Here is a 3,748-nt window from a genome sequence, read left to right on the forward strand (position 1 = left end):
TCCGCCCCGTCTTGCGGCGTCTCCTGCGGTCCCCGCGCTTCAAGGGTCCGGGTCCCCAAATCGTCACGACCAATGAAAGGCGGTCAGGACGCGAAGGCCTCCGTTTCAGTGATCTTTTCAAATGCGGGCAGGAACTCTTCATGATGCAGAGACAGATACCGCGTGACCCGCTCACTGCTCATCAGTTTTGAGATGTATCCACGCGCCAACACCAGCTCGAGATGGTCGGCCCCGTAGCTGTCTTCGACAAGGCGTACTTCGCGTTCCAGATTGGCCGACTCGCGTTCCATCAACTCGAGTTGCTCGCGTGAAATCCCTTTGATTTTCTTCGGCGTTGCTGCGGACAACAGTAGGTTTTCCGGTGTCGCTGCCAGAAGAGAGCGCGCATAATTGATGGTGAATTTGTTCATTGCGACCATGAGTTGCGCGGCCTCAATCTGGCGCAGGGGTTTCATCTTCTTGAGAATTTGAAAGCTGGTCAGGGCAACCTGCTTGTCTTTCAGAAACTCTGCGGCCTCGTCGCAGATGCCGTCAAGCAAGCGGCGTTTTTCCTTGATCGTCTTGATATTCACGTTCAGCGCATTGGCCAGCCGCTCTTCCGGCACCCCCAATGACAGCGCACGGAGGATCATTTTATGCTCTTGAATGGTGGCGAGGCGATTGATCCGCTTGTTGTATGTGAAGGCTTCGTCGTCGGTCGAGATCAAGCATTGTGTCTCGGTATGCCCATGATCTCTCAGAACCTCCAATCGTAGATGACCGTCAAGCAATGTGTATTGACCCGGTTCATGCCGGTCCGGCAAGACGACGATGGGTTCGACAAGACCGATTTCGTGAATGGACGTGACGATCTGCTTGTACTTGGTGCTCGCCTTCTTTTGTGGGCTGACAATGTAAAGCGGCGCGATCTGTTCGAAACGGACGGTCAGCAGTTCTCGCTCAAAGGCAGCAACGACCTCTTTTTCGACTGAGGTTGTGGTCATGTCGGCACACTTTCGGCATGCGAAAGCCGATCAGCAATTGTCTTCGGCAGGCTGGCCAGTCCTTCGGCACGCAACAGTGTGACGAAGTTCTCATCTGCCATCAGCGCCTTGAGCGATTGCACGAGAAAGAGCATTTCGCTGCGCGTGGCATGTGCCTTGCGCAAGAGCATCTTCTTCTTTTCGACATCGTTCTCATAAGTCTTCAGTAGACTTTCAACCGACAGGCTCTTTCGTGAACTGCCATCGGATGACGCCTGTCCCTTACCGTGCTTTTGGCGGGCTTCAACGAGGCGCTTCGCTGCCAACAGTCGACCACCCCGGAGCAGCTTCTTCTCATAAGCCTGCCTGAGAACTGTTTGTACGCCGACGTCGTCAGCATCAGCGATGTCGACGGCGACACTGACCGGAATCTTTCCACTTTCAACCGCGCGCAACAGGCGATGTTCGTGGTTGTCCAACAGCTTGATGACACCATGAACATATTTGATGGAAAGCTGTGTTTTCGCCGCGATCTCCCGTTCCGAGTAACCGTCCTCTTTGAGCCGCCGAATGTCTCTCAGCAAATCAAGCGAATGGTGCTGGCGGCGGGCAAGATTCTCGACCAAGCTCATCACCAGGCAATCTTCACTACTGGCGTTGATAATGATCGCTGGTATCTCGGATTGGCCGAGGGTTTTGAAGGCCTCTAAGCGCCCCTGGCCACACACCAACTCGTAGCTTGGTTCTCCTCCACTCTCTGGTTCACGAGCAGCAACTGTGATCGGCCGTTTCAACCCAAGTTCGGCAATGTTGGCCTTTATTTCTTCGAAAACTTTTTGATTGCGGACCCTCGGATTTACGACGGTGATTGCGTCAATCGGGACAAGCACTGTCCGTCTGAGGTCGGTCTTGCTCATCAAGCGACCTCCAGAAGCGGTGCGCGTGCCGTCATTGCGAAGAAACGTGACAGGTCGTCGAAACGGAATGCGTCAAGCGAGAGACCATTGTTCTCTGACAGGCGCAACTTGGATTGCGTCATGTCGAAGGTCGGCAGCAAATAGTAATCTAGCAGCAATTCATTCATTTGCCCCATCCGAACCACGATTGTCATATCTGGCAAGAGCCTGGTATCGAGGCGAATGTTCCATCGAAACGCACCAGCGCCGGTTTGCATGCAGCGTGCGATGACGATGGAAACAGTGAACTCTTCGTTGATGGTAATGAGGTCTGTTTGTGGATCGCGATCAGCAAGTCCACCAACAGCCTCAACGCCGGAAATGGTGTCCCGGATGAGTTCGGCATGCACGCCACGCAGGCGTTTGTTGATTTCAATGTAGCGATAATCTCGGTCCGGTTTGAAACCGACAAGACTATAGGCCCGCAGTAGGCTGCCGAACCGACTTTGATAAGCACCACTTGACGGTAGGGCCGGTGCTTCATTGATGACAAATCCCGAAAGAAATCCGTGTTGTTCAAGCGTCTCTTTCAGACCTTCAAGCATTTCCTCGTCAGACATCCGCTGAGAACGTGCCCCGATAATGGCACGCGCAGCCTCAAAGAGCTCCGTGCTGACAATGGCGTCAAAAGCGCCAACGGCGCGCACCCAGTTGCTGGGGTCATTGCGGACGTGGCGCTTCTTCAGTTTGAATGAGTTGCGGTTCCAGATGTTGTTGCCGATGTACTTTTCGTTGGTCAGGATTTGGCGCACGACGGCTGGCGCCCAACTTCGGTCCAGATCGGTTTTGATCCCGCGCGCATTGAGGTCCGCGGCGATTTCAACCTCGGCTTGACAGTCGTGGACAAAACTCTGGAAGATCTGGTTTACAACGGCGATCTCATCATCAGGCCCCGGTACTAGGGTGACGCGATCGGTTTGAATGCTCTTATGTTCACCGCGGGACAGGACGCCTTTCGCGTTGCCCGCTTCATCAATCAGCATCCGTCTCAGGCCAAATCCGGGTGCGCCGCCTTGCCGGTAACCCAGTTCAATCAGCCGGCATTGACCCGCGAAAACCTTCTGCGACAGCTCTCTGCTGTATTCACCAGCCATCGCACGCTTCAGGCCTTTGACGACAGTTGACATCGTACTGCCATCGTTTTCGAATTGCTCGGCGCAGTATTCGACTGAAATGCCCGCGCGCTTGCAGGCATACTCGTAGTAGGCGCTTTCGTCGGCGTCCTGGAAACGACCCCAACGGCTGACGTCATAGACCAAAACGGTCTTGAAGTCGGCGTGACCGCTCTCAATGTCGTCGATCAACTGCGTAAGGCCAGCGCGGCCTTGAATGCGCAAACCGCTTTTCCCAGCATCAGAGTATGTCTTGATGATCTGATAGCCGCGCTCATCAGCATATCGTTGGATCGCATCCGCCTGGTTTTCTGTCGAGTAGCGCTGATGCTCGGTCGACATACGCACGTATTGCGCTGCTTTGCGGCGATTATCCTCTTCACAATCATTCTCTGGCCAACTCAATGTTGCGGCCCTCCATCATTCAAATTCGCAAACCTGCAGAAATCCTCTGCGATTCCTTTCTCAACCTTAACGAGAGAGGGGCGGAAACATGTTGCATAAAAAGGGCAACTCGTTTCATCGAGAACGCGAAGAGCGCGTTTCTGCGTCAGAATACCGGCAGGCGATCAGCGCGGCGCTGTCTCAAGAACTCGGCGGTGCGGGGCAGGCGGCAAAAGCAACAATGCGGTGGACCGGCGCAAGTGAACGAACGGCCAAGAACTGGATATCCGGTTCATATGGTCCGACAGCCGAACATCTGATCGAGCTGATGAGA

Annotated in this window: 3 protein-coding genes and 1 pseudogene; 1 reads left to right on the forward strand and 3 read right to left on the reverse strand. The window is 54.3% G+C overall.

Going from position 1 to position 3,748, the window contains the following annotated elements; all coding sequences use genetic code 11:
• Window positions 1-83: 83 nt before the first annotated feature.
• The 3 genes from H7847_RS26400 to H7847_RS26410 are packed head-to-tail and all read right to left on the reverse strand — an operon-like array spanning window position 84 to window position 3,378.
• Entirely contained in the window at window positions 84-983 is a 900-nt protein-coding gene (locus H7847_RS26400) for a plasmid partitioning protein RepB C-terminal domain-containing protein (protein ID WP_227272671.1), read from the reverse strand.
• Window positions 980-1,879, reverse strand: coding sequence for a plasmid partitioning protein RepB C-terminal domain-containing protein (locus H7847_RS26405; RefSeq protein WP_227272673.1), 900 nt, complete (start codon window positions 1,877-1,879; stop codon window positions 980-982). Before H7847_RS26405 ends, H7847_RS26400 begins: the two co-directional genes overlap by 4 nt.
• Window positions 1,879-3,378, reverse strand: a complete 1,500-nt coding sequence (locus H7847_RS26410; RefSeq protein ID WP_319799803.1) for a recombinase family protein — start codon at window positions 3,376-3,378, stop codon at window positions 1,879-1,881. The genes H7847_RS26405 and H7847_RS26410 overlap by 1 nt, the downstream gene beginning before the upstream one ends.
• A gap of 145 nt (window positions 3,379-3,523) precedes the next feature.
• On the opposite strand from H7847_RS26410, the pseudogene H7847_RS26415 reads away from it, so the two are divergent.
• Window positions 3,524-3,748, forward strand: a pseudogene (locus H7847_RS26415) (hypothetical protein); the annotation flags it as partial.

Origin of the sequence: Roseobacter weihaiensis (assembly GCF_020622345.1) — a bacterium.
Lineage (GTDB): Bacteria > Pseudomonadota > Alphaproteobacteria > Rhodobacterales > Rhodobacteraceae > Roseobacter > Roseobacter weihaiensis.